The 18,777-nt window shown below is 71.9% G+C and carries 14 protein-coding genes; 7 read left to right on the top strand and 7 right to left on the bottom strand.

From position 1 onward, the window contains the following. Nucleotides 1–275: 275 nt before the first annotated feature. Both AC559T_RS11665 and AC559T_RS11660 read right to left on the bottom strand, forming a co-directional pair. Nucleotides 276–2,624 (bottom strand): CaiB/BaiF CoA-transferase family protein, encoded by a 2,349-nt coding sequence (locus AC559T_RS11665; RefSeq protein WP_112109063.1) that lies wholly within the window; start codon nt 2,622–2,624, stop codon nt 276–278. Beyond that, on the bottom strand, nt 2,621–3,634 hold the full coding sequence (locus tag AC559T_RS11660) for an LLM class flavin-dependent oxidoreductase (RefSeq protein WP_498868701.1): 1,014 nt from the start codon (nt 3,632–3,634) through the stop codon (nt 2,621–2,623). The genes AC559T_RS11665 and AC559T_RS11660 overlap by 4 nt, the downstream gene beginning before the upstream one ends. A gap of 224 nt (nt 3,635–3,858) precedes the next feature. On the opposite strand from AC559T_RS11660, the gene AC559T_RS11655 reads away from it, so the two are divergent. The 3 genes from AC559T_RS11655 to AC559T_RS11645 are packed head-to-tail and all read left to right on the top strand — an operon-like array spanning nt 3,859 to nt 6,308. Next, nucleotides 3,859–4,272 carry an OB-fold domain-containing protein gene (locus AC559T_RS11655; protein WP_041255108.1) on the top strand — a complete coding sequence of 138 codons (414 nt, stop codon included), beginning with the start codon at nt 3,859–3,861 and terminating at the stop codon, nt 4,270–4,272. Then, the gene (locus tag AC559T_RS11650; RefSeq protein WP_071059555.1) at nt 4,269–5,459 is read left to right on the top strand and encodes a thiolase family protein; all 1,191 of its coding nucleotides are present in this window, start codon (nt 4,269–4,271) and stop codon (nt 5,457–5,459) included. The genes AC559T_RS11655 and AC559T_RS11650 overlap by 4 nt, the downstream gene beginning before the upstream one ends. Before the next feature lie 15 nt (nt 5,460–5,474). Further along, entirely contained in the window at nt 5,475–6,308 is an 834-nt protein-coding gene (locus AC559T_RS11645; RefSeq protein WP_498868700.1) for an SDR family NAD(P)-dependent oxidoreductase, read from the top strand. 118 nt (nt 6,309–6,426) lie between these two features. Here the strand turns inward: AC559T_RS11645 and AC559T_RS11640 are convergent, their stop codons facing one another. Beyond that, the gene (locus AC559T_RS11640; protein ID WP_498868699.1) at nt 6,427–7,092 is read right to left on the bottom strand and encodes a cutinase family protein; all 666 of its coding nucleotides are present in this window, start codon (nt 7,090–7,092) and stop codon (nt 6,427–6,429) included. 305 nt (nt 7,093–7,397) lie between these two features. Here AC559T_RS11640 and AC559T_RS11635 point away from each other — a divergent pair, with 305 nt between their 5' ends. Further along, nucleotides 7,398–7,913 carry a SigE family RNA polymerase sigma factor gene (locus AC559T_RS11635; protein WP_112109111.1) on the top strand — a complete coding sequence of 172 codons (516 nt, stop codon included), beginning with the start codon at nt 7,398–7,400 and terminating at the stop codon, nt 7,911–7,913. Then, entirely contained in the window at nt 7,910–9,043 is a 1,134-nt protein-coding gene (locus AC559T_RS11630) for a hypothetical protein (RefSeq protein WP_112109068.1), read from the top strand. Before AC559T_RS11635 ends, AC559T_RS11630 begins: the two co-directional genes overlap by 4 nt. A gap of 26 nt (nt 9,044–9,069) precedes the next feature. Here the strand turns inward: AC559T_RS11630 and AC559T_RS11625 are convergent, their stop codons facing one another. The 4 genes from AC559T_RS11625 to AC559T_RS11610 all read right to left on the bottom strand — a co-directional run bounded on the left by AC559T_RS11625 (nt 9,070) and on the right by AC559T_RS11610 (nt 15,405). Next, nucleotides 9,070–10,086 (bottom strand): MaoC family dehydratase, encoded by a 1,017-nt coding sequence (locus AC559T_RS11625; RefSeq protein ID WP_498868698.1) that lies wholly within the window; start codon nt 10,084–10,086, stop codon nt 9,070–9,072. Continuing rightward, nucleotides 10,083–11,327 carry a CoA transferase gene (locus tag AC559T_RS11620; protein ID WP_498868697.1) on the bottom strand — a complete coding sequence of 415 codons (1,245 nt, stop codon included), beginning with the start codon at nt 11,325–11,327 and terminating at the stop codon, nt 10,083–10,085. Before AC559T_RS11620 ends, AC559T_RS11625 begins: the two co-directional genes overlap by 4 nt. A gap of 297 nt (nt 11,328–11,624) precedes the next feature. Beyond that, nucleotides 11,625–13,175 carry an LCP family protein gene (locus tag AC559T_RS11615; protein WP_112109112.1) on the bottom strand — a complete coding sequence of 517 codons (1,551 nt, stop codon included), beginning with the start codon at nt 13,173–13,175 and terminating at the stop codon, nt 11,625–11,627. Nucleotides 13,176–13,812: 637 nt separating this feature from the next. Further along, nucleotides 13,813–15,405: an MFS transporter gene (locus AC559T_RS11610; RefSeq protein WP_498868696.1), complete on the bottom strand. Its 1,593-nt coding sequence runs from the start codon at nt 15,403–15,405 to the stop codon at nt 13,813–13,815. Between the two features lie 281 nt (nt 15,406–15,686). Between AC559T_RS11610 and AC559T_RS11605 the strand changes: the two genes are divergently transcribed. After that, a complete protein-coding gene (locus tag AC559T_RS11605; protein ID WP_498868695.1) occupies nt 15,687–17,105 on the top strand; it encodes a carboxylesterase/lipase family protein in 1,419 nt (472 codons plus the stop codon). Nucleotides 17,106–17,528: 423 nt separating this feature from the next. Beyond that, the gene (locus tag AC559T_RS11600; RefSeq protein WP_498868694.1) at nt 17,529–18,734 is read left to right on the top strand and encodes an ABC transporter substrate-binding protein; all 1,206 of its coding nucleotides are present in this window, start codon (nt 17,529–17,531) and stop codon (nt 18,732–18,734) included. The last annotated feature ends 43 nt before the right edge of the window (nt 18,735–18,777 follow it).

Here is an 18,777-nt window from a genome sequence, read left to right as displayed (position 1 = left end):
GTAAGTGAGCATACACTTTTTCCCTATCGGGCGCAGGGGCGTTTGCGGTGGCAGGCTGAATGCCCGCCTTCCCGAAGGCGGGCGATCTCGTTCTCACCGGTAACGCGCGGAACGCCGCCCAGGCAGTTCTCCGGGATCTACGGCGGTGCCGCCCCGAAAGGCGGGTGATGAATGCGGACGCCGGCCAGGACGGCCGGCGTCCGAGGGGATTCCGCGGTGCTTCCGGGATCCGTGAGGGTCAGGTCTGTCCGCCAGCAGGTCTGTCCGCGAGGGGGTCAGGTCTGGCGGACGGCTTTGGCGGCCAGGAGGGCGTCGATCTCCGCCGGGGGGAAGCCGAGGTCGGTGAGCACGGCGACGCTGTGCTCACCGACGCCCGGCAGCATCGGCGTGACCGGGTCCGCGTCGACGCCGGTCGGGCCGTACCGCGGCAGGGCCCCGATCTGCTCGAACCAGCCCCAGTCGGCGACCTCGTACGAGGCGACCCGGCCGAGCTGGCGGTTGACCGGGTCGTCCAGCACCGCGCGGCGGAAGCCGTCCCGGTCGAGCGGTTCGATGAGGTCGGCGAGCAGGCCGGCGGCGCGCAGACGGGCCACCCACTCGGCCGCCGGCGCGGCGGCGAACACGGCCTCCAGGACGGACTCGGCCCGGCGGGCGCTCGCGTCGTCCGAGCCCCCACGCAGCGGCACGTAGGACTCCGGCAGGCCGCCGGCCGCGGTGCCGTCGTCGCCGGCGGCCGCGTCGCCGGTGACGGGCGTCGCGGCGGGTGCCGTCAGCTCGCGCAGGCGGGCCCACGCGGCGCGGTCGGGCAGGACGAGCGCGAACCAGCGGTCGTCGCCGCCGGCGTAGATGCGGTAGCCCGGGCCGTACCCGGTCTGGGTCGAGTCGAGCGAGGGGGTCGGGACGCGCTCGCCGTCGCGCTGGAACACCCCGCTCTGCAGGAGCATCCCCGCGCCCAGCAGGCTCGTCGCCACCCGCTGCCCGCACCCGGTCGACTCCCGGGCGTACAGGCCGGCCAGTATGCCGGTCGCGGCCACCCAGCCGCCGCTGACGTCCAGCGGAATCCAGGTGGGGGCGACCGGATCGTTGCCGGTGCCGCCTACAGCCTGCTCCAGGCCGGTCAGCGCCTGCATCAGGGCGTCGTTGCCGGGGTACTTCGCCCGCGGTCCCGTCGGGCCGAAGGCGCTGGCGTGGCAGTACACGGCGCGTGGGTTGAGCCGGGCGACGGTCTCCGCGTCGATCCGGAGCCGTTCGGCCACCCCGACCCGGAAGTTGTGCACGACGACGTCGGCCCACCGGATCAGCCGTTCCACGACGGGCCGGGCTTCTGGGGCGCCCAGGTCCATCGCCAGGCTGCGCTTGCCGCGCTGGCAGGCCGCCACCGCGTAGGCGGCGGCCCGCATGGCCTCGCCCTCGGGCGGCTCGACCTTGACGACCTCCGCGCCCAGGTCGGCGAGGATCTGGGCGCCCAGCGGACCGGCCACGAACGCCGAGAAGTCCAGGACGCGAACCCCCCGCAGGAGACGGCCGGACGTCCCGGCCGCGCTCGCGGCGGGGGCGCCGTCCGCGGGCGCGGGACGGACGGGACGGACGGAGATCGGCGAGCCGACGACGACGTCCCGCCGGCCGGACTCCGAGCGGGTCACCGCCAGGCCGACCTCGGCCAGGTGCGGGTCGGCCAGCGCGTCGCCGGGGCGCAGCACCGGCTCGCAGGCGATGCCCGCCTCGCGCAGCCGGTTCAGCCAGTCCTCGCGCGGCCGCAGCGCGAACGGCGAGCGCCAGCGGCGGGCACGCTCGTTGAGCGCCCCGGTCATCTGGTCGGCGTAGTAGCCCTCGTCGCTGGGGGTGTCGCCGAGAACGTCGATGAGACGGGAGTACATCCCCTTCCCACCGAACCAGACCTGCAGCAGCTCGCCGTCGGCGCAGCGGTACAGGAAGTTCGGGAAGGTCGATCCCTTCTCCCAGTAGGACTCGATCTCCGTCGCGGCGCGCTCGGAGCGCCCGATCATGCACCCGAGGGTGGAGAGCAGCCCGTCGTAGAGCGACGTCTCGGCCCAGCCGCCGGTGCCCGTCCCGACCCGGCGGCGCAACAACGCGAGCGCGGACGTCGTGAGCAGGAAGGCCGTGCCGCTGCCCGACGCCTGCGCGTCGACGAAGATCGGGCCCGGCCGGTGCCCGGCGAGTTGGGTGCAGAACCCGGCCCGCGCCTCCACCAGCAGCCCGAAGTCCTCCCCGAGGCCCTTGGACGTCCGGCTGGGCCGGCAGCGGGCGTACACCAGGCCCGGGTTGGCCGCCTGGAGGTCGAGGTGGCCCAGGCCGCGCCGCTCGACGAGCGCCTCGGGTCCGTAGACGAACGCGACGTCCGCGCCCCGGAGCAGCGCGCGCACCTCGGCCGCGTCGTCGGTGACGACGAGCTGCTTGTCGCGGTGCCAGACCTCGCCCCAGGCCACGTGCTCGTCGATCGCCGGCGTCGACGTCCCGACCGCCCGGACGACCCGCGCGCCCAGGTCGGCGAAGATCATACCGGGCACGCCGCCCGCCAGGCCCAGGCCGAGGTCGCTGGTGCCGACCGCGACCTCGACGACCGACAGGCCCTCGCAGGGACGTCCGGCGGGGGCGGTGCTCACGGCGCGACCTCGTCCGCCGGCAGCCCGTCCACTGACAGGCCGTCCACTGACAGCCCGTCCGCCGGCAGCGTGAGGCGGGGCAGTACCTCCCTGGCCGCGAGAGTGATCACCTCGAGGGTGTCCTCGTGCGCCGCCGGGGAGATGATGAAGTGGCGCACCCCCGCGTCCACGTACTGCTGGAAGCGGGCGGCGACCTCCTCGGGCGTGCCGGCCGGGGCGACCCGCTCGAGCATGCCGCCGGGCTTGTTCCCGTAGGCGCCGCCGAGGAACGACGCGACGTCGTCGCGGGCGCGGTCGCCGTCGGGGCGGATCGAGCAGTAGACGTACATCATCCACTCGAAGCCGGACTTCTCCAGGTCGCGGCCGGCCGCGGCGGCGTGCTCGCGGACGGTGCCGACCGTGCGGGCATAGGCGTCCGGTGACATCAGGTAGGGCATCCAGCCGTCGCCGACGCGGGCGGCGCGGCGCATGGCGGGCCCCTTGCGGCCGGAGATCAACAGCGGCGGGCCGCCGGGCCGCCCGCCCGGCCGGTCCGCGCCGCGCAGCTCGACCGGGACGAGCTTCGCCTCGTCGAGGTGGAAGAACTTCCCGTGGTGGGTCACCGGCTCGCCGGACCACAGCGCCCGGAGGATGTCCAGGGTCTCGTCGGTGCGCGCCCCGCGCTCGGCGACGGGCACGCCGACGGCGTCGAACTCCTGGGGGAACTCGCCGCCGACGCCGACCCCGACCGAGATCCGGCCGCCGCTGTGGACGTCCAGGTCGGCGAGCTGTTTGGCGATGATCACCGGGGGGTAGAGCGGGGCGAGCAGGATCGAGGTGCCGACGCGGACGCGCTCCGTCCACGCGGTCATCAGCGCCAGCCGGGTGATCACCTCTCCGGTGCCCGTCCGGGGGAGGATGTGGCCGCCCTGCCAGACGGACTCGATCGGGAGGCGCTCCGCGGCGGCGAGCCACGCCCGGTCCGGCTCGGGGAGGGCCGCTGCTCCGAAGACGATGCGATTGCCTGGCAACCAGGGCTCCTTAACGGACGACCGGCCGGACGGCGTGACCAGGCCGTCCGGGTCGGGGAGCAGACTCGGCGGCTGTCCGCGCGCGTGTCCGGGCTTGCGTGGCAGAATAGCGGAGTGAGCGTACACTCCTCTTCCCTGTGAAGGGAAGCTGAGCAGGGAAGCAAGGGCTGAGCAGGGAAGCAAGGGGGAGAGGCTTGACCGCGATCGTGGGTATACCCCCGGCCGTGACCGAGGAGACCGAGCCGTTCTGGACGGCGGCTCGTGAAGGCCGGTTGCTCGTCGAGCACTGCCCGGCCTGCGGGTCCGACTCCTTCCCGCCGTACGGGGCCTGCCGGGTGTGCCGGAGCCGTCCGGTCGAGTTCGTGGAGATCACCGAGCGCGGCCGGGTGTACAGCTTCACGGTCAACCACCAGCGCTGGATGCCCGGTCTCGAAGTGCCCTACGCGATCGTCCTCGTCGAGTTCCCGGGCCATCCGGGCGTGCGGGTGGCCGGCCGGCTGCGCGGCTGCCCCCCGGAGGCCGTGGAGATCGGGATGGCGGTCGAGGTCGGCTTCGAGCCGGGGCCCGGCGACTTCGCCGTCCCGAGCTTCGTCGCCGTCGACCGCGCCTCCGAGAGCGGCGCCGGGGCGACCGCGTGACGGGCACCGAGCACTTCGAGAAGCGGGTCGTGCTCTCCGGCGTCGGCCAGTCGGCCGTCGGGCGGCGCATCGACCGCTCCGGGTTCCAGCTGACCCTCGACGCCGTTCACGCCGCGATCGAGGACGCCGGCCTGCAGGTCGACGACATCGACGGCCTGGCCATGTTCCCCGGCGGCGGCAAGGCCAACCTGCCCGGCTACGCCAACGGCAACCTGTACGAGATCCAGGACGCCCTGCGCCTCACCACCACCTGGCGGCAGGGCCAGGTCGAGGGCATGAGTCTGCCCTTCTACGGCCCGGCGCAGGCGATCGCGACCGGCCAGGCCCGCCACGTCGTCATCTGGCGGACGGTGAAGGAGGGCAGCGCCGCGCGCAACGCCGGCGGCCGCCCCGCCTACGGGTCGATCCACCCGGCGGCCGAGGGGCCGCTGGCCTGGCTGCTGCCGATCGGCGCGCTCTCCCCGGTGTGCCAGGTGGCCCCCTACGCCACCCGGTACATGCACGAGTACGGCGTCACCCGCGAGCAGCTCGCCTGGATCCCGGTGACCCAGCGCGCGCACGCCGCCCTCAACCCGGACGCGGTCTACCGCGACCCGCTGACCGTCGACGACTACCTGGCGTCGCGCATGATCTCCACGCCGATCTGCCTGTACGACTGCGACGTTCCCGTCGACGGGGCCACCGCGATCGTCGTCTCGGCGGCGGAGACGGCCCCCGACCTGCGGGCACCGGTCGCCATCGAGGCGATGGCCGGGGTCGTGGACGGACGCCCCTCGTGGGAGCAGTGGGAGGACATGGGCCGGGTCGGCCACGCCACCGCGGCGGCCCTGTGGAACCGGACCGGTCTGCGGCCCGCCGACGTCGACGTCGCCCAGCTCTACGACGGCTTCACCATCGAGGCCGTCTGGTGGCTCGAGGCGATGGGATTCTGCGGTACCGGCGAGGCGGGCGCCTTCGTCGAGGGCGGCAAGCGGATCGCGCTCGGCGGCGACCTGCCGCTCAACACCTGGGGTGGGCAGCTCTCCGGCGGGCGTCTGCACGCCTCCTTCGGTCACACCGCCGAGGCGATCCGTCAGCTCCGCGGCGAGGCCGGGGCACGGCAGGTGGTCGGCGCGGAAGTCGCCGCGGTGACCAACGTCGGCGGATACGAGGCGGGCGCGGCCCTTCTGACGCGCTGGCGTGGCTGAGAGAGGAGACGTCGGATGGCACGAAGTTCTGGACGGGTCGAGGGAAAGGTCGCCATCGTCACCGGAGCCGGCTCCACGCCGGGTGACGGGATAGGCACCGGGAAGGCCAGCGCCGTGGTGCTCGCCCGGAAGGGCGCGAGCGTCCTGCTCGTCGACCTGTACCCCGAGCGCGCCGAGCTGACCTTAAAGATGATTGAGGAAGAGGGCGGCAAGGCGAAGGTTTTCGCCGCCGACGTCACGCAGGCGGACCAGTGCGAGGCGATGGTCGCGGCGGCCGTCGAGAACTTCGGCACGGTCGACATCCTCGTGAACAACATCGGGCTGGCCTCCCTGGGCACCGTCGTGGACCTCTCGGAGGAGGCCTGGGACCGCGCCCTCAACGTCAACCTGCGCACGGTCTTCCTGGCGTCCAAGTACGCCGTGCCGGTGATGGCCGCCCAGGGCTCCGGCTCGATCGTCAACATCTCGTCGATCTCCGCGCTGCGGGGCGACGGCACGATCGCCTACTCGGCGGCCAAGGGCGCGATGCTCGCGATGACCGTCGACATGGCCTACTCGCACGGGCGGCAGGGCATCCGGGTCAACGCGATCGCGCCGGGGCACATCACCACCCCGATGGTGAACTCCGTCTCCGGGCAGGACCCGCGGGCCGACTTCCGCACGCAACTGCGCAACGAGGCCGGCCTGCTCGGCACCCCGGGCACCGGCTGGGACGTCGGCTGGGCCGTGGCCTTCCTCGCCTCCGACGAGGCACGCTGGATCACCGGCATCACCATGCCGGTGGACTCCGGAGTCCTCAGCATCACGCCGCTGTCGATGGCGCAGTACCTGCGCGCCATCCCGGAGTAATAGCCGCCGCACCGCTGGGCTGACCGCGCCGGGCGGCTCGCCGGGACGGACGACACTGTTCCGCCCCGGCGGGCCGCTTCACCATTGCCGCAGCGCGCCGAGTACTTCAGCGTGCGGACTACTTCAGCGCGAGGACCTTCGACGCGGCGAACTTCCCGCCGTCGGCGGCGCTTCCGTCGAACCCGTACATGATGTGCGCGAAGAAGTTGAACCCCGAGGCGCAGACAGGGTCGCCGAGATTGCAGTACTCCTTGGCCTTCGGGCCGTAGAGCGGACTCGCCGTGGTGATCTTACCGGCGGTCAGTGCCAGTGGGTTGCCGAACACGACCACCGCCGCGACCCGCGGGGCGAGTTCCTTCGGAATGGTCTCGCCCAGGCCGAGGAACGTCGGAATCCCGATCGAGATGTCCGTGACGCTGGCACCCTGCGAGTACCCGCCCAGCACGAACTTCGTGTTCGGGCAGGCGGCCGCGGTCGCCTTCACGTGCCGGGTCATGTCGGTGGCCCCAGGGCCGGCCGACGTCTGCGCGTAGTCCGCGGCGTAGTTCACGGCGTACGAGGCGACCGTCTTACCGGGCAGGTTCTGTTTCACGGCGTTGACGAACGGGCCGCCGGTGATGCCCAGGCCGGGCAGCTCACCGCTGCCCCGGGCGAAAACGACCTCCACGTCGGAACAGGTGGCCGCCTGCGCGGGCCCGGCGACGATGCCACCGCCGAGGGTGCAGGCCGTCGCGGCGACGGCGAGCGCCAGGGCGCGACGTTTCCAGGAGCCGACAAATCTCATGCGCGAATCTCCTCGCGTAATCGACCAGCGCAGTGCGGCTGGTCTGTTGTCCCACCCCCTCCCCTTGTCAAGCTTTGGTGCGTTTTGGACGCTATCGTCCGGTCTGCCCGTGGGTAACGAGTACCTGATCGGGTTCACCCGAAAGTGCCACCGGAGCGCCACGCAGGGACACCATCGTCGCCCGTGGGGCCGGCGCTCCGTGTCCGTGCCGTGTTCCCTGTCCCGCAAGCCTTTTCGTGGCCGCACTCAACCTGGCGGCGCGCGGCGGCGTTCAGGAGGGCAGGACCACGGAAGGGACGTATCGGGTGCTGGAACGCGAGGAGCGGGCGTTCGAGGAGTTCGTCGCGCGCACGGGCGACCGGCTGGTGCGCTGCGCGGTGTTGCTGGTCGGCGACCGGGGGACGGCCGAGGACCTGGTCCAGGGGGCTCTGGAGCGCACCTACCGGCACTGGCCGCGGGTGTCCGCCGGGCACCCGGAGGCCTATGTGCGGCGGGCGCTGGTCAACGCGGCGGCGAGCCGGTGGCGCCGGTTCCGGATCCACGAGGTGCCGCTGGGTGCGGACACCGAGATCGGCCTGCCGGACCACGCCGACCGGTTGTCGGTGCGCGACGAGCTCATCCGTGCCCTGATGACCCTGCCCGTCCGACAACGCGCGGTGCTCGTGCTGCGCTACCTCGACGACCTGCCCGAGGCGGAGGTCGCGGCCGCGCTCGGCTGCAGCGTCGGCTCGGTCAAGAGCCAGGCCTCGCGCGGACTCGCCCGACTGCGGGCCAGCGCGCACCTCGACGACGTCCTGCCGGCGGAAAGGAGGACTCCGTGACCATCGACGTCGAACGGGATCTACGAGCGGCCATGCGGGCCGTGACGGCCGAAGTCACGGCCCGCCCGGACACCACCCGCCTGGTACGCGAGCGGTTCCGCCTGCGTCGGCGCAGGCGGCGGGTCGCGCTCGCCGCGGCGGTGGCGGTGCTCGTGGTCGCCATCCCCACGGGTCTGGGCCTGGCCCGGTCGGACTCCGACACCGTCGAGGTCAGGCCGGCCCGCCCGTCACCGACCGCCAGTCCGGCCGCTGGGCCGACGTCCGCCCCGACCGCCGGTCCGGGTTCCGGGCTGGGGCCTGGTCGGGACGTGGGGGGCGTCGGCATCACCTGGATACCCGCCGAGATGACCTTCGAGGAGGACACGAGCGGTGCCGGCACCGGCGAGCCCACCCCGGACATCGCCACCTACTGGTCGTCCTTCAACGCGATGATGGGTAAGCAGATGGCGTTCGTCATGGTCACGGTCAGCTGGGGGCCGGTACCGACCCTCGACGCCGTCGAGTCGAGCATGCGCGTGCAGCCAGAGCGGACCTTCGCCCGCACGACGGTCCGGGGCCGGCCGGCCGTGTTCACCCGCATGGACCCCAAGCGGGAGTTCGCCCTCGTCTGGGCCGAGCAGGACGGGCTGCTCATCGAGGTAGCCGCCGGCACTCCTCTCACCGAAGACGAACTGCGCCGGGTCGCTGAAGGGCTGGTAGTCGGAGCCCGGCCAACGCTCGACCCGAAGACCGAGCAGGCCGTCCGCGAGGCCGTCACACGGGCGTACGCCATGGACGGGCCTGCGGACCGGGCGCTCGCGGCGATCGAGAACGGGCCGGGCCTCGCCGAGACCAGGAGTCGCTTCCTCGCAAACCATCCCGGGTTGGCACACACCCTGCGGGTGACCGTGCAGGACGTGGTGCTGCGGGACCCGGAGCACGCCGTGGCCTCGTTCACGCTGAACTTCACCGACCCAACCATCCTGAGGCCGTTCACCGGGCAGTGGGACGAGCCCCGCTCGTACTCCACGAGCGGCAAGGTCATCCACACGGCGGGCGGCTGGAAGGTCAGCCGCGCCAGCTACTGCATGACCATCCTTGATGACTGCCCGATCGAGACACCTGCCACCCCGGCGGGCGGGCCCTCATGACCGCGCCGGAGCGGCCGGCGCGTCGATCAGGGCAGGACCGCGACGAAGCGCCAGTCGAGGACGTCCCGGTCGGGTTCCTGGCCGGGGCCGCCGTCGGCGCGTACCCGCGAGCGCAGGCTGACCAGGCCGCCGCCCGCGGCGAGCGGGGTGAGGTCCTCCACCGTGATGTCGCTGCGCAGGGTGTCGCCCTCGTACACCGGCCCGACGTGGTCGCAGCCGTGCCAGCCGGTGACGGTGACCAGCCGCGGCAGTGCCCGCGTGACCTGGGCGAACGCGAGGCCGATGGTGTGACCGCCGTAGACCAGCCGCCGCCCGCCGCCGGCCCGGGTGTCGTGGTGCACCTGGGCGATGTTCAGAGTGAGCCGGGCCAGCTCGGGCGCGCTGGACACGACGTCGCCGCCGCCGACCCGCCAGCTCTGCCCGACCTTGAGATCGGCGAAGCCCGCGCCCTCGGTCGCGGCCGCGAAACGCTCGAGGTCCCAGCCCTCGACGACGGCCCCGAGCTCCGCCGTCCCGGCCGTCTCGACGGTCCCGATGGCCTCGATGTCGTCGCGGTGCCCGGTGGTCCGGTCGGGGTCGCGCAGCGGGAGCATCGCGCACCGCCAGAAGTCCAGGACGGGCCGGTCGAGCTGGTCGACGGTGGTGATGCGCAGCACCGCCAGCCCGGTCGGCCGGCGCCCGGGCCGGACGCTGTTCTGCCGCAGTGCGACGACCTCGGTGGACGTCCGCAGCGTGTCGCCGATCTCGGGCGCCCGGCGGAAGACCAGCCCGCGGTAGAACAGGTTGGCCTTCACGTGATGGGTGACCACCGTGGACTGCCCGATGGCGACGTCCCAGACGACGTTCGGCGGGGCGAGCGCCGCGGCGCCGGTCACCTCGGCGCACAGTGCGGTGTCGAGGGCCAGGGCGAGCCGGCCGCCGACGATCGAGCGGTGGACGTCCGCGAGGCCGGCGGTCAGCGTGACCCCCGGCGCGGAGCGGAACCGCTGCCCGACGGCCAGCTCGTCGAAGTAGGGCCCCTCGGCGACCGATCCGATCGTCATCCCGCCCGTCCCGTCGTCTCACTCGCGATCACGCCGGTGTCGATCAGCCGGCCGATCTCGGCATCCGTCAGGCCGAGTATCTCGCCCAGGACGGGCGCGGTGTCCTGGGCGAGGCGCGGTGCCTCACCGGGCGCGCCGTACTCGCCGTCCCAGCGCATCGGCGAGCGCGCCGTGATCGCCGTGACGGTTCCCGAGGACGGCTCGTGAGCCGGCAACCGGACCTCCGCGAGCAGCGGGATCGGGTCCGCGGCGTGCGCTGCGACGACGTCGGACATGCCCCGGTACCGGCCCCACAGCACGCGGGCGGCGTCGAGCTCGTTGCTGACCTGCTGGTAGTCGCGGGCGGCGAACCAGGGACGCAGCACCGCGGCGATGGTCTCGCGTAGCCGGTACCGGTCGGCCTCGTGGGCCAGGTCGGCGTCCAGCGCCGTTTCGAGGGCGGCGAACACCTCGCCGGTCTTGGTCACCGAGCACAGCGCCGCCCACTGGCCCTCGGTGAGCGCCACCACCATCACCCGGTTGCCGTCGCTGCAGGTGAAATCGACGCCGAAACTGCCGTAGACGTGGTTGCCATGCCTGGGCCGCTCGGTCCCGCGGGCCGCGGCCTCCGACAGCCAGCCGAGATTCGCCACACCGCTGAGCGCGACGTCTGCCAGCGCCAGCTCGACGAACGCGCCGGCCCCGGTGCGGTCGCGGTCGCGCAACGCGGCGAGAACCGCCGTCGACACGGTCAGCCCGGTGATGAAATCCCAGGCCGGCAGCACGTGGTTGACCGGAGCGCCGCCCTCCTCCCGCCCGGTGATTCCCGGCAGGCCGACCTCGGCGTTGACCGTGTAGTCGACGGCGGGCCGCCCGTCCGGATAGCCCTGGACGCGAACGTGGATCAGGTCCGGCCGGCGGGCGGTCAGGGCGTCGTAGGACATCCAGCGCCGCCCGACGACGTTGTCGACGAGGACACCGCGATCCGGCCCCGGCGCGGTGATCAAAGCTGTGACCAGCTCCTTGCCCGCGCCGGAACGCAGGTCGACCGCGACGGACCGCTTCCCCTTGTTGAGGGACGTCCAGTAGTAGCTCTCGCCGGTGGGTGCCACCGGCCAGCGCTGGTAGTCGCTGCCGCCGCCGATCGGGTCGACCCGGATCACGTCGGCCCCGAGCTGCGCGAGCGTCATCCCGCCGGTGGGCCCGGCGACGAAGCTCGCACATTCCACGACCTGCAGTCCCGCAAGCGGCCGCCGGGTCATGACGCCGCCCGTGTAAGGGCCGGGGTGAGCCGTCCGAACACCGGGGTGCACCGCCCGAGTGTCGGGGCGAGACAGCGCCCGCCACCGAAGCGTGCCCATGCCCTGCCCGGGCCAGACTCCGCGTCCATGCAGCCACCGCCATACATAGTCGTTAATCAATATTCAGCTCAGAGCATAAGCACCCTTGGATGTCCTGGTCAGCGGAACGCACCTCACCACTCGTCCGGCGATGTTGGTGGCGCCGGCCAGACGTCTCCCGGACCGCTCGGGAAGGTCCCGCCTCAGATCGGGTGGTTTTCACAGCGTGCAGGGCGGTGGCGGCGGCCCCTGCGGTGCGGCGGCCGCCGGGGCTGCGGGCGTCGTGCCGGCGGCGGGTGTGGCACCCGCCATCGCCGGGGCGACGACGCCGGTGTACCCGCTGCCGAGGATGAGGTGGATCCCGGTGATGGTCGAGTCGGCGCGGGCGATCGAGCCGGGTACCGCCGCCTGCACCGTCCACGCGGCCTGCTCCTGGCCGGGGCCGTAGCGCACCTGTGACGCCGCGCGGGGGTCGGCGTTGCCGGCGCTGGTTGCCTGGAACCCCTCCCGCACCAGCGCCGTGGTCACCTTCGCCGCCAGGCCGGACGTGCCGGAGCCGTTGTAGACGGCGACAGCGACCTGCGCGGGCGGGACGGTCACCGGGCCGGGCGTGGCCGAGGCGGTCGTGTCCTCGAGGGTGACGCCGTCGACCTGGCCGCCCAGCGGCATGACGATTTTCGCGAGGTCGACCGGGTCGTAGAGCTGCACCGCGCCGAAGCCGGGCAGCGTTCCGTTGTTCGGGTTTCCGCCGTCGGCGAGGCCGGGCGCGCGGGTCGGCAGGGTCTCGACGTGCATCGTGCCGGCCGCCATGCCCTTCATCGACAGTCCGAGGGCCATGAGCTCGTCGAGTGTGGTGTTACCGAGGGTGACCGCGCCGGTCGCGGCCCGGAGCAGCGCCGACGACTTGAGTGGGTTTGTCAGGACGTCGCCGCTGGTGGCCTTGCGGAGCACGGCGCCGAGGAACTGCTGCTGGCGGTTGATCCGGGCGATGTCGCCCTGCATGAAGCCATGCCGCTGCCGGACGAACGCGAGTGCCTGCTCGCCGTTGACGTGCAGGGTACCCGGGCCGCCGGACCAGCCGCTCATCGTGTCGTTGGTGTTGGTGCTCACCCGCCACCGCTTGTTGTCGTCCTGGAAGTGGTCCTTGAAGTCCGAGGGCAGCACGCAGACGTCGACGCCGCCGATCGCGTCGGTGATCTGTTTGAAGCCCGCGAGGTCGACCGACACGTAGTGGTCGACCCGCATCCCGGTCAGGCTCTCGATCATCTTCACCAGCAGCGACGGGCCGCCGTCGGTGATCGCCGAGTTGAACCTGCCCCGATGCTTCTTGTGCACCTTGCCGGCCGCGTCGGTGTACTCGGGAATGACGACGAGGGTGTCGCGCGGGAACGAGACCATCGTGGTGGCCCCGTCCTCGGCCACGTGGATCAGCATCGTGGTGTCAGAGCGCTGGCCGGCGACGAGCGAGGAGCCGCCGTACTCGTCGCCGGTGCCCGCGCGGCTGTCCGTGCCGACGAGCAGATAGTTCTCGACATCATGGTCCGCGGCCGGACGATCGTCACCCAGGTCAAGGTCGACGTGCGTGACGTTGCCGTTGGCGTAGGCGTACAGCGACCAGCCACCCACACTGAACAGCAGCACTGCGGCGGAAAGCGCGGCCGTGAGCACGGCGCCGAACCGCCCACCACGGAAACGCCCGCGCCGGGATCGGTCAAATCCACCGTCACCACGCAGGCTTAGCTGGGAGGGAAGCGGCGAATCTCCTGGCACGGCCACCCCTCAAACATCCGCCCGATGTACCCGATTGATGATGATAAGCGAGGTGGGTCGGGTCGAGGCAGGGCGGTGATCGGGTCACCCCAGATGTCCTGGCGATTGTCTGGCGCAGGATGGTTGTCAAGGATCACCGGTGCCGATTTCGCGGACGGTCAGTGGGTGATCCGAGCGGGAACGGGTTTGACACGGCAGCGGTACCAGACCCGAGGAAGCCGCCAGCGGTCGTCGGTGGAGTCATGCCGGATCCAGGAGGTCGTGGTGAACGACGCGGTCCGCGCCCGCAGACACGGTCTTAAACCCGTTCCGAATGATGCTTGGAGTTTGCGCAGGCAGATGATCGGGCAGGCGGGGCCGAGAAACGCCCGGTGGATGTCGACCCGGCGTTCCCACTGGGTGCGGAGCTGGCGAGACTGGTGCAGCCAGGGAAAGGTTCGGCCTTCTGGCCAACGTTGGCGGCCCAGGCCGGAGCCCGTGGAGCTTTCCACGGCGGGTTGGCAGCCACACGTCTCCGGGCAGTGGGACCCGAGATGCCCAGGTCCCGCATCCCGGGGCTTGGGGCGTCGCCGTGCTCGTGCCGGCTGCGGGGCCCCGTCAGCGCGGGGCTCCGCCGGGTATGGGCCGGGGCGGTCGCTCAGGCCCTTGCCTCGACCGCGTCCGTCGCTGCGGCGCCCGCGGTGCCCTCCGCCACGGAACCGGCGGCGGCCCCAGCGGCCCCGGTCGGCCGGTCGTGCGGGCTGCGCTGGTCGGGAACGACGGAGGTGGGTGCGGCCGACTTGCGGGCCGGGATGGCGAGGGCTACCAGGAAGGCCACCAGTGCGGCGCCGGCGCCGATCAGGAAGCCGACGCGCAGGCCGGTCAGTGACGGGACCTGCGTCGTCCCGAAGGAGATGGTCATGTTCGCCAGCACGACGCCGATCACGGCACTGGCCGTCGACGTCCCGATGGAGCGCATCAGGGTGTTGAGGCCGTTGGCGGCGGCGCCCTCGGAAGCGGGCACCGAGGCCATGATCAGGGTTGGCATCGCCGCGTAGGCGAGCCCCACGCCGCCGCTGATCGAACAGGCGATGACCAGGACGCCCACGGGGCTGCCCATCAGCCCGAGCGCGGCGACGTATCCGACGGTCATCACAGCTGTGCCGGAGAGGAGGGCGGCCTTCGGCCCGCGGGTGGTGATCAGGCGTCCGGCGAAGGGCGAGACGACCATCATCATCAGCCCCGCCGGCGCCATCCACAGGCCGGTGGCGAGCAGTGACTGGCCGAGGCCGTGCCCGGTGGCCCTGGGTAGCTGCATGATCTGCGGGCAGATCAGCGACATCGCGTACATCGCGAAGCCCAGCACGGTGGAGGACAGGTTCGTCAGGAGCACCGGGCGCCGGGCCGAGGTGCGCAGGTCGACCAGCGGGGCCTTCGTGCGCGTCTCCCACCGGCCCCAGGCCAGCAGGACGGCGACCGCGGCTCCGAACAGCCCCAGGGTGGTGGCGCTGGACCAGCCCCAGCTGCTCCCCTTCGACACGGCGAGCAGCAGCGCGACGAGGCCCGCGGAGAGGGCCACCGCTCCGGGCAGGTCGAAGCTGCCGGAACCCCGGACGGGGGACTCGGGGACCACGACCGTGACCAGCGCCATGAGGATCAGGGTGGCGATGGCCGAACCCCAGAACAGCACATGCCAGTCGAGGTTCTGCGCGACGATCGCCGCGATCGGCAGTCCCAGCGCGCCGCCGATGCCGAGCGACGAGCTCATCAGGGCCATGGCCGGGATCAGCCGCTTCGGCGGGAGAAGGTCACGCATGATGCTGATGCCCAGCGGGATGATCGCCAGACCGAGGCCCTGCAGGGCCCGCCCCGCCACGATCGGCACCAGGGAGTCGGTCAGGGCACAGACCAGCGAGCCCGCCACGAGGATGTAGCCGGAGAGCAGGAGCATCCGCCGCTTGCCGAACAGGTCGCCGAGCCGGCCGAAGACCGGGTTCGCGACGGCTCCGGTGAGCAGGGTCGCCGTGATGGCCCAGGACGCGTCGCTCGCGTTGGAGTGCAGGAGCTTCGGCAGTACCGGGATCAGCGGCACCATCAGCGTCTGCATGAGCGAGACCAGGACGCCGACCGCGGCCAGGACGGCGACGATGGCGCTGGCTCGTGACGGAGCGTCCGTCCCGGCTCCGGAGTCCGGGCCGGGGTCCGGGCCGGGGCCCGGACTCGCTCCGTTCGAGACTTCGCTGGCGTCCATGTGCACCCCAAGATTAGCTGTACAGTACAACTATGTGTATCACGCACATCGACGCGATGTCCGTGTACGACCGGTGGGTTCTTGGTCACACCTCGCGCGGAGGGGTTGTTATCTCCGCTGTCGGCTGAGCTTTTCATGCTGTTTGCCCATATTTGGTACCGGCCGATTGCGCTGACACCAGGGCAATGGGCGCAAAGGTGCAGGTCACGCGCGAGACTTCCGATGTCCCGGGTGGAACAGCTACCTCCCGGGAGCACCTGCTACGTCCTGGGGGGCTTCACATGAACCTTGTAAGGCACCTGGCGGCCGGTCACGTCCGGGGCGACTATCTCGACGGCATCGCGGTATTCAGTGGGATCCCCTACGCCGCCCCGCTGGACGGCCCCGCCCGCTTCGCCGCCCCCCGCTTACCCGAGCGGTGGACGGGCACCCTGGACGCCACCAGGTTCAGCCCCAGCCCGCCGCAGACCTCGTGGATGGGAGGGTTGGAGTCGCTGTGGCATCCCGGTGACGGCACCGACTGCCTGAGCGTGAACGTGTGGACGCCCGATCCCACCGGGCGTGGTCTTCCGGTGCTGGTGTGGTTCTACGGCGGCGCGTTCCTGATCGGCTCCGCCAGCCAGCCCGAGTACGACGGCGCGACGCTCGCCCGCGGGGGAGCGGTCGTGGTGACCGTGAACTACCGGGTCGGCTTCGAGGGGTTCGGCTGGCTGCCCGACGCGCCGCTCAACCGCGGCCTGCTCGACCAGCTGGCCGCGCTGCACTGGGTGCGGGACAACATCGCGCAGTTCGGCGGCGACCCTGACAATGTGACGATCATGGGCCAGTCCGCGGGTGGTACCTCGGTGGCCGTGCTGGTGGCGGCGGACGAGGGGCGGGGGCTGTTCAACCGCGCGATCGCCCAGAGCGTCGCCGGTGGCTTCCTCACCCCGGAGCACGCCCGGGCGACCTCCGAGCGCATCGCCGCGGCCCTCGGGGTGCGCGCCACCGTCAGCGACCTGGCAGCCGTGCGCCCCGAGGCCATCCACGCGGTTCAGCATGAGGAAGGCCAGATCACGCCGTACGGGCCGATCCTGGGTGGGGAGCTCGTCCCCGGTCTGCCGTGGGGGCGGCTGCGCGGCGAGGTCGATCTCGTGGCCGGCTCCACCCGTGACGAGTACCGGCTGTTCGCCATCGCGGCGGGCGTGGCGGACGCCGATCCGGCGGCGACCGCGGTGACGGTCGGCCTGCCGCCCTCGGCGGCCGGTGCCTACCGGGCGGCCCACCCGGATCTGTCCGATGCCGACCTGAACGCGATGATCCTCTCCGACGGCGCCTTCCGGATGCCCTCGCTGTGGTGCGTCGGCAACCATCCCGGCCGCGCCTACTGCTACGAGTTCGCCTGGCAGAGCCCCGCCTTCGCGGGCGCGCTCGGCGCCTGCCACGGCATCGACACCCCACTCACGTTCGGCAACTTCGTCGGGACGATGTCGTCGATGCTGCTCGGCAATCCCGTCCCGGCCGGGGTCGTCGACCTGTCGGAGCAGATGCGCTCGGCCTGGATCTCGTTCGCCGCGACCGGCGACCCCGGATGGCCGGTCTACCGGGCGGGCAAGGCGATCACCCGCATCTGGGACGTGCCGTCCCGCCTCGCGGCCGATCCGCAGGCGGTGTCCCGCCAGATCTGGGAGCAGGCCGCGACGGCGAGCTCCGGCCGCTGACAGGTTCCCTGAACCGCGGTCGGCCCGAGTCGCGTCACGAGACCCGGGGCAGGCCAGACGGACGGCGGTGTCAGGTGACCGGTAGTCGTCCCGTTACCAGGCGCGAGATCGACGCCTTGTGATCGTGATTGTTTCCGACCGTTTCGGACTGATTGGGGATGGTTCGGCACGGCCGGAAGCACCTTGTGTGCACATCGCGCCGACGCTGGCCCAGGGCTGCGAACTGTGCTTTGCGTGACGATGTCTGTGCAGGTCAGGGTCCATATTTGGCGTCCTGGGAGTAGCGGCTACGATCCTCAAACTTCGCTAATGAAATGCTTAGGCACGAGGGTTGGGTGCCGTGGGCGGCCCGGTGAGGGAAGGCCTGCCGCGGCCACGACATCGCCGCGTGCGTTCGTCCGCGCGCTCATAGGGGGAATCTGTATGCGTAAGGCTGGAGTGGTCGGACCGTTATCCCTGGTAGCCGCGATCGTCGTGGGTGCCCTGACAGGGTGCTCGACATCGGGAGCAGGAGCCGGGGCAAACGGCCCCTGCGACAGTCCCGGAGTCACGGCCGACCAGGTCAAGTTCGGCTTCATCTTCTCCGACACGGGCACGGGCAGCGAGGCGCTCTCGTCGGCCCGCCTGGGGGTTGATGCCAGGATCGGGCTGGCCAACGAGGCGGGCGGGGTCAACGGCCGCCGCGTCACCTACGACTGGCGGGACGACGGAGCCTCCCCGGCCACGACCGTGCGGGTGACCCAGGATCTCAGCAGCTCCACCTTCGGCCTGGTGGGAGTGACCTCCTCGATCGGTGGCTCCCTCGACAGCCTCGAAAAAGAGGGAGTTCCGTACGTCGGTCTCACCCAGCCCTCCTACGCCAAGTACCCGAATGTCTTCGCGCACCTGTACGACGCGGCGCCGGAGACGATCGGCCGGTACTTCCAGGCCAACGGCGGAACGAAGGTCGCCATGGTGAGCACCGGGGGGTCGGCGTTCACCGAGGAGGTCGCCGGGCGGTACCGCAGCGCGTTCGAGGCCGTCGGTCTGCAGGTGGCCCCGCTGATTCCCTTCGCGGCCAGCGTCGACAGCCCGGCGCGGGTGGCCCAGCAGATCGCCGGCAGCGGCGCGAACGCGCTCATGGGCTTCACCACCGTGGACGACCTGGCCGCCATCGTGCAGGCCACCCGCCAGGCGAACCTGGCTCTCACTTCGACCGTCTCGACCAGCGGGTACGACCGCGGCGTGCTCGCCTCGACGGGGCCGGCGCTGCGCGGGGTCTCCTTCCCGGTCTATTTCCACCCGTTCGAGGCGGGCGGGCCGGCCATCGACCGCTACCGCGACGCGATGACCCGTTTCGCGCCGCAGGCCGTCCAGCCCGAAGAGAAGTTCGCCGTGTACGGATACATCTACGCGGACATGTTCCTGCGCGGACTTGAGCTGGCCGGCGACTGCCCGACCCGCGAGGGCTTCATCAGCGCGCTGCGGAACGTGACCGACTACGACGCCGGCGGGCTCATCGAGGCGACCGACCTGCGCACCAACGCGACCACCCCGCTTCAGTGCGCCGCGTTCGTCCAGGTCAATCCGGCCGGTGACGCGTTCCAGGTGGTGCGCGAGCGACTCTGCGCCAACGGCCAGGGGAACTGAGCCCTCGGGCGGCGGGTGGTGGTGAGCGGCCCCACCCGCCGCC

The sequence above is a fragment of the Frankia sp. Hr75.2 genome (assembly GCF_949319125.1).
GTDB classification, from domain to species: domain Bacteria; phylum Actinomycetota; class Actinomycetes; order Frankiales; family Frankiaceae; genus Parafrankia; species Parafrankia soli.
Note: the sequence above shows the minus strand (reverse complement) of the source record. Positions and strands in the feature narration are given on the sequence as shown.